General features: G+C 68.6%; 3 protein-coding genes and 1 pseudogene. 1 reads left to right on the plus strand and 3 read right to left on the minus strand.

Annotated features, from left to right (window positions below; genetic code table 11):
- The 3 genes and pseudogenes from gltD to ACLL81_RS01175 form a co-directional block, all read right to left on the minus strand.
- A pseudogene (gene gltD, locus ACLL81_RS01165) lies at window positions 1-197 on the minus strand (glutamate synthase); the annotation flags it as partial.
- Window positions 198-220: 23 nt separating this feature from the next.
- Window positions 221-4,867: a glutamate synthase large subunit gene (gene gltB / locus ACLL81_RS01170; RefSeq protein ID WP_411286516.1), complete on the minus strand. Its 4,647-nt coding sequence runs from the start codon at window positions 4,865-4,867 to the stop codon at window positions 221-223.
- Window positions 4,868-5,278: 411 nt separating this feature from the next.
- Complete coding sequence (locus ACLL81_RS01175) at window positions 5,279-5,611, minus strand: UrcA family protein (protein ID WP_411286517.1); 333 nt, start codon at window positions 5,609-5,611, stop codon at window positions 5,279-5,281.
- 138 nt (window positions 5,612-5,749) lie between these two features.
- On the opposite strand from ACLL81_RS01175, the gene ACLL81_RS01180 reads away from it, so the two are divergent.
- On the plus strand, window positions 5,750-5,931 hold a 182-nt coding region (locus ACLL81_RS01180), incomplete at its 3' end, for a hypothetical protein (protein WP_411286518.1).

The following is a 5,931-nucleotide window of genomic DNA, read 5'->3' on the forward strand; positions in this document are numbered from 1 at the left end:
TCCGGGATCTGGTTGTTGACCGGGCAGCCCTGGTGGCAGAACGGAATGCCGCAATCCATGCAGCGCGTCGCCTGCCGGCTCACCTCGGCCACGGGCAGAGGGTGGACGAACTCGCGCCAGGTCTTCAGGCGCGCGGGCGCCGGCTCGTAGCCACGCTCCTGGCGCTCGATCTCGAGGAAGCCGGTGGGCTTGCCCATCGGATGTGTCTCCGGACTAGAGGCTATTCGGCGGCGACGGCGGCGGCCGTCGCGCGCTCGGTGGCAAGGTCGGTGAGCGCGCGACGGTAGTCCACCGGCGTCACCTTGACGAACGAGGCCAGGGCTTGGTCCCAGTTGTCGAGGATCTCGCCGGCCCGGGCGCTGCCGGTATGTAGCTGGTGGCGTTCGATGAGGATGCGCAGCCGCTCGGCGTCGAAGCGCAGCATGTCGCCCATGCCGTTGGCCTCCACCGAGATCGACCGCTGGCTGGGGCGGAACGCCTCCTCAGCCTTGGTGGCCGGCGTCAGCGGGGCCAGGGGCTCCAGCTCCACCATGGCGGTGTTGCAAAGCTCCGCGAACCGGCCGCGCGGGTCGTAGACGTAGGCGATCCCGCCCGACATCCCCGCGGCGAAGTTGCGGCCGGTGTCGCCCAGCACCACCACCACGCCACCGGTCATGTATTCGCAGCCGTGATCGCCCAGGCCCTCGACCACCGCCAAGGCGCCGGAGTTGCGCACCGCGAAGCGTTCGCCTGCCACGCCCTCGAAATAGGCCTCTCCGGCGATGGCGCCATAGAGAACGGTGTTGCCGACGATGATGTTCTTGGTGGGCTCGCGGCGGGACTCCGGCGGCTGGCGCACGATGACCTTTCCGCCGGAGAGGCCCTTGCCCACGTAGTCATTGGCGTCGCCGATCAGGTCGACGGTGACCCCGCGCGCCAGGAAAGCTCCGAAACTCTGGCCCGCCGTGCCCTTGAAAGTCAGCGAGATGGTGTCGTCGGCAAGCCCTGCGTGGCCGTAGCGGCGGGCCACCTCGCCGGAGAGCATGGCGCCCACCGTGCGGTTGATGTTGCGCACGGCGTATTCGCCGCGGACCGGCGCGCCAGTGTCGAGGGCTGCCTTCGCGTCGTGGAGAAGCGTGTGGTCCAGGGCCTTGCCGAGGCCGTGATCCTGGCGGTCCTGGTTCCACAGGCCCTTGGGGTCCTGGGACGGCGCGGCGTAGAGGATTCGCGAGAGATCGACGCCGTGGGCCTTCCAGTGGTCCAGCGCCGGGCCGGAGTCGAGGCGGTCCACCCGGCCGATCATCTCGTTGACCGTGGAAAAGCCCATCTGCGCCATCAACTCGCGCAGTTCCTCGGCCACGAAGAAGAAGTAGTTGATCACGTGCTCGGGCTGGCCGGTGAAGCGGGCGCGCAGCACCGGGTCCTGGGTCGCTACCCCCACCGGGCAGGTGTTGAGATGGCACTTGCGCATCATGATGCAGCCGGCCGCGATGAGCGGCGCGGTGGCGAAGCCGAATTCGTCAGCGCCCAGCAAGGCTGCGATGGCAACGTCGCGGCCGGTGCGCAGGCCACCGTCCGCCTGGACGGCGATGCGGGTGCGCAGGCCGTTGAGCAACAGGGTCTGCTGGGTCTCGGCCAAGCCGATCTCCCAGGGTGAGCCGGCGTGGGTCAGCGAGGTCAACGGCGAGGCGCCGGTGCCGCCCTCGAAGCCCGAGATGGTCACGTGGTCGGCGCGGGCCTTGGCGACGCCGGCCGCCACCGTGCCCACGCCCACTTCGGAAACCAGCTTTACCGAGATGCGGGCCGCCGGATTGACGTTCTTCAGGTCGTGGATGAGCTGGGCCAGATCCTCAATGGAGTAGATGTCGTGGTGCGGTGGGGGCGAGATCAGGCCCACCCCCGGCGTTGAGTGACGCACCCGGGCGATGTTCTTGTCGACCTTGTAGCCGGGTAGCTGGCCACCCTCCCCGGGCTTGGCGCCCTGGGCCATCTTGATCTGGATGTCGTCGGCGTTGACCAGGTACTCCGTGGTGACCCCGAAGCGGCCGGACGCCACCTGCTTGATGGCCGAGCGCATAGAATCGCCGTTCGGCAGGGGCTTGTACCGGTCGGACTCCTCGCCGCCCTCGCCGGTGTTGGAGCGGCCGCCAATGCGGTTCATGGCCATGGCCAGCGTGGTGTGAGCCTCGCGGCTGATCGAGCCGAAGCTCATGGCCCCGGTGGCGAAGCGCTTGACGATCTCGGCGGCTGGCTCGACGTCCTCGATTGGGATCGGCGTTTCCGCTGGCTTCAGCCGCATCAGGCCGCGGATGGTCAGCAGCCGCTCGCTCTGCTCGTTGATCTCCGCGGCGAAGGCCCGGTACTCGTCCGGCAGATTGCCGCGCACCGCATGCTGCAGCCGCGACACGCTTTCCGGGGTCCAGGCATGTGTCTCGCCGCGCAGGCGCCAGGCATAGGTCCCGCCCACGTCGAGCATGGTGGCGTAGATCGGGTTGTCGCCATAAGCGTCGAGATGCCGGCGCACGGCCTCCTCGGCGACCTCGGCCAGGCCGATGCCTTCGATGGTCGAGGCGGTGCCGGTGAAGTACTTTTCGATGAGGGCGGAGGAGAGGCCCACCGCGTCGAAGATCTGCGCGCCGCAATAGGACTGATAGGTGGAGATGCCCATCTTGGACATCACCTTAAGGACGCCCTTGCCCACCGCCTTGATGTAGTTCTTGCGGACCTCGTAGGCCGAGAGCGCCAGTCCGTTCTGGACCCGCAGGTGCTCCAGGGTCTGGAACGCCAGGTAGGGGTTCACCGCCTCAGCCCCATAGCCGGCCAGGACGCAGAAGTGATGCACTTCGCGCGCCTCGCCGGTCTCGATGACCAGGCCGGTCTGCATGCGCAGGCCCTGGCGGATCAGGTGGTGGTGCACGGCCGCGGTGGCCAAGGCCGCGGGGATCGGGATGCGGTCCGGCGACACCGCCCTGTCCGAGAGGATCAGGATGTTCATGTCGGCCAGCACGCTGTCAGTGGCCTCGCGGCACAGGCGCTCCAGCGCCGGCTGCAGGCCCGCGGCGCCGTCTTCGGCCGCCCAGGTGGCGTCCAGGGTGGCGGTGCGGAAGGCCCCGTCCAGCAGGTCGTGGATGGCGCGGATCTTGGCCAGGTCCTCGTCGGTGAGGATCGGCTGGGCGACCTCCAGGCGCTTGTGGGTTCCCGCGTGCCGGCCCAGCAGGTTCGGCCGGGGCCCAATCATCGACACCAGGCTCATCACCAGCTCCTCGCGGATCGGGTCGATGGGTGGATTGGTCACCTGGGCGAAGTTCTGCTTGAAGTACTCGTAGAGCAGCTTGGGCCGGCGGGAGAGCACGGCGATGGGGGTGTCGGCGCCCATGGAGCCCACCGGGTCTTCACCGGTGGTGGCCATGGGCTCCAGGAAGAAGCTCAGGTCCTCCTGCGTGTAGCCAAACGCCTGCTGGCGATCGAGGAGGGCGTCGGGGTCGTTGGGCGGCACGGCGTCGGAGGGAGCGGCCAGGGCCACCTCTTCCAGCTTGAACTGGGTCTCGGCCAGCCAATCGGCATAGGGTTCGGCCTCGGCGAGGGACCGCTTGATCTCCTCATCCTCGATGATCCGGCCCTGCTCCATGTCGATCAGCAGCATCTTGCCAGGCTGCAGGCGCCACTTGCGCACGATGCGCTCTTCCGGGACGTCCAGGACGCCGGCCTCCGACGCCATCACCACGTGGTCCTGGTCGGTGATCATGATCCGCGCGGGACGCAGGCCGTTGCGGTCCAGTGTGGCGCCGATCTGCCGGCCGTCGGTGAAGGCCACGGCGGCGGGCCCATCCCAGGGCTCCATCAGGGCGGCGTGATATTCGTAGAAGGCCTTGCGCTTGGGGCCCATCAGCGGATTGCCGGCCCAGGCTTCGGGGATCAGCATCATCACCGCGTGCGCCAGGGGGTAGCCGCCGGCCACCAGCAGCTCCAGGGCGTTGTCGAGGCAGGCGGTGTCGGACTGGCCGTGCGGGATCAGCGGCCACATCTTGTTGAGGTCGGGGCCCAGCAGGTCGCTCTCCATGGAGCGCCGGCGGGCGTTCATCCAGTTCACGTTGCCGCGCACCGTGTTGATCTCGCCGTTGTGGGCGATGAACCGGTAGGGGTGGGCGAGCTTCCAGGACGGGAAGGTGTTGGTGGAGAACCGCTGGTGGACCAGGGCCAGGGCCGACTCCGCGCGCTCGTCGGTGAGGTCGCGGTAGAAGGCGCCCACCTGATGGGCCAGCAACAGCCCCTTGTAGACCACCGTGCGGGTGGACAGCGACGGCAGGTAGAGCTGGGTCAGGCCCGGCAGGTTGCGGCGCACCGCCAGCTCGGCCAGCGGGTTCTGGACCTGCTTGCGCACCGCCAGCAGCTTGCGCTCGTGACCGTCCTGGTCGCGGATGTTCGGGCCGCGCCCGATGAAGGCCTGGCGGATCACGGGCATCTGGGCCAGCACGGCCGCGCCCAGGCCGGTGGTGTCCACCGGCACGTCGCGCCAGCCGATCAGGGGCTGCTTCTCGACCTTCAGGAAGTGTTCGAACTGCTCGATCGCCGCGGCCCGGGCCGCCTCGTCGCAGGGCAGGAAGCACATGGCCACCGCATAGTGGCCGGCGTCCGGCAGCTCGACGCCCGCCTCCTGCGCCCAGGCGCGGTAGAGGCCGTCGGGGATTTGGATCAGCACGCCCGCGCCGTCGCCCACCAGGGGGTCAGCGCCCACCGCGCCGCGATGGTCGAGGTTGACCAGGATCTGCAGGCCCGCGGTGATCACCTCGTGGGACTTGCGGCCCTTGATGTTGGCCACGAAGCCGACGCCGCACGAGTCATGCTCGTTCGCCGGGTCGTACAGGCCTTGCCGCTGGGGGAGCCCCATCTCGTCCTCACTCGAACTTCCCGAACGCCGGGCACGCCGATAGCGGCCCGCACAGGGCCGGTGCCGCCACCGGCGGGCATTTACCCGGCAAGATCATGCGTTGTCGATGGGCCGAAAGCTCACATCGTGGAAGATTTTTCTAATTGCTGCGGGCGCCGCCATTCCTCGACCCCACGCACGAAAAAAAGACCGCGCCCGGTGAGGGGCGCGGCCAAGTCATTAGGGAGGAAACGCCCAGATTGGGCGCGTGCAGATTGCCCCTTCCGCCGCCGGGCGCAAGTCACGAATTCATGCAGTGATGAAATATCGACGCGGGGACCAGTGCGCATTGCGGACATCGGCGCCCGCCCCTTCAACAGTGCCACGAGGCGGCGCAGACGATCGCTCCGCCGCCTCCTGGTGTTTCTTGGCTCAGTTAGCGCCGGCGACCTTAAGGGCCCGTTCGGCGAATTGGCGGCCGTCGTAGAGGGCGGCGAGTTGCTGCTGCGCGCGGGTCGCGGCCACCCGATGGCAGGCGCGGTCGACCTGCGTCTGGCGGAGTTCCTGCGGTAGCGGACGCTCCGGGCACACCCGGTCGATCGCGTTGGCAACGCGGCGCTCGAGCACCGCCCGGCCGCTCGGCTTGGAGATGTCCAGGTCGGCGTAGCTGATCGTGACGCTGATCGGGTCGGAACTGATCTGAGCCTGGGCCGCGCCGGCGGTGGCGCTCATTACGGCGGCGGCGATTGCGATGATGGCTTTCATGATGTCTTCTCCCTTGGGTTGGCTCGACGGGGCAGCGCCGCGTCGACCCCTGCATCGGAGCGCCTTGGCGGCTCCGGCGCAGGACGATTTCCAGACCTTCCACCGACCTTGTTCCGAGAAGTTTCCGACCATTCCCCGATGACCACCGTCTCCGACACGCCCGGGAAGCTGGATCTGGCTCAGGAGCCAGACTTCAGCCTGGGCGCCCTGCTGGTCAGTCCGTCTTCGGGGCGGGTGAGCGGCGACGGCTCCGACCAGCGGGTCGAGCCGCGGGTGATGGAGGTGCTGGTGCTGCTGGTCCGGGCGCAGGGCCGCACCGT

Origin of the sequence: Phenylobacterium sp. (assembly GCF_046590535.1) — a bacterium.
Taxonomy (GTDB): domain Bacteria; phylum Pseudomonadota; class Alphaproteobacteria; order Caulobacterales; family Caulobacteraceae; genus Phenylobacterium.

Excerpts from the sequence above, each read along its gene's own strand:
- gltB (WP_411286516.1), bottom strand. The coding sequence starts at position 4,867 with ATGGGGCTCCCCCAGCGGCAAGGCCTGTACGACCCGGCGAACGAGCAT.
- ACLL81_RS01175 (WP_411286517.1), bottom strand. The coding sequence starts at position 5,611 with ATGAAAGCCATCATCGCAATCGCCGCCGCCGTAATGAGCGCCACCGCC.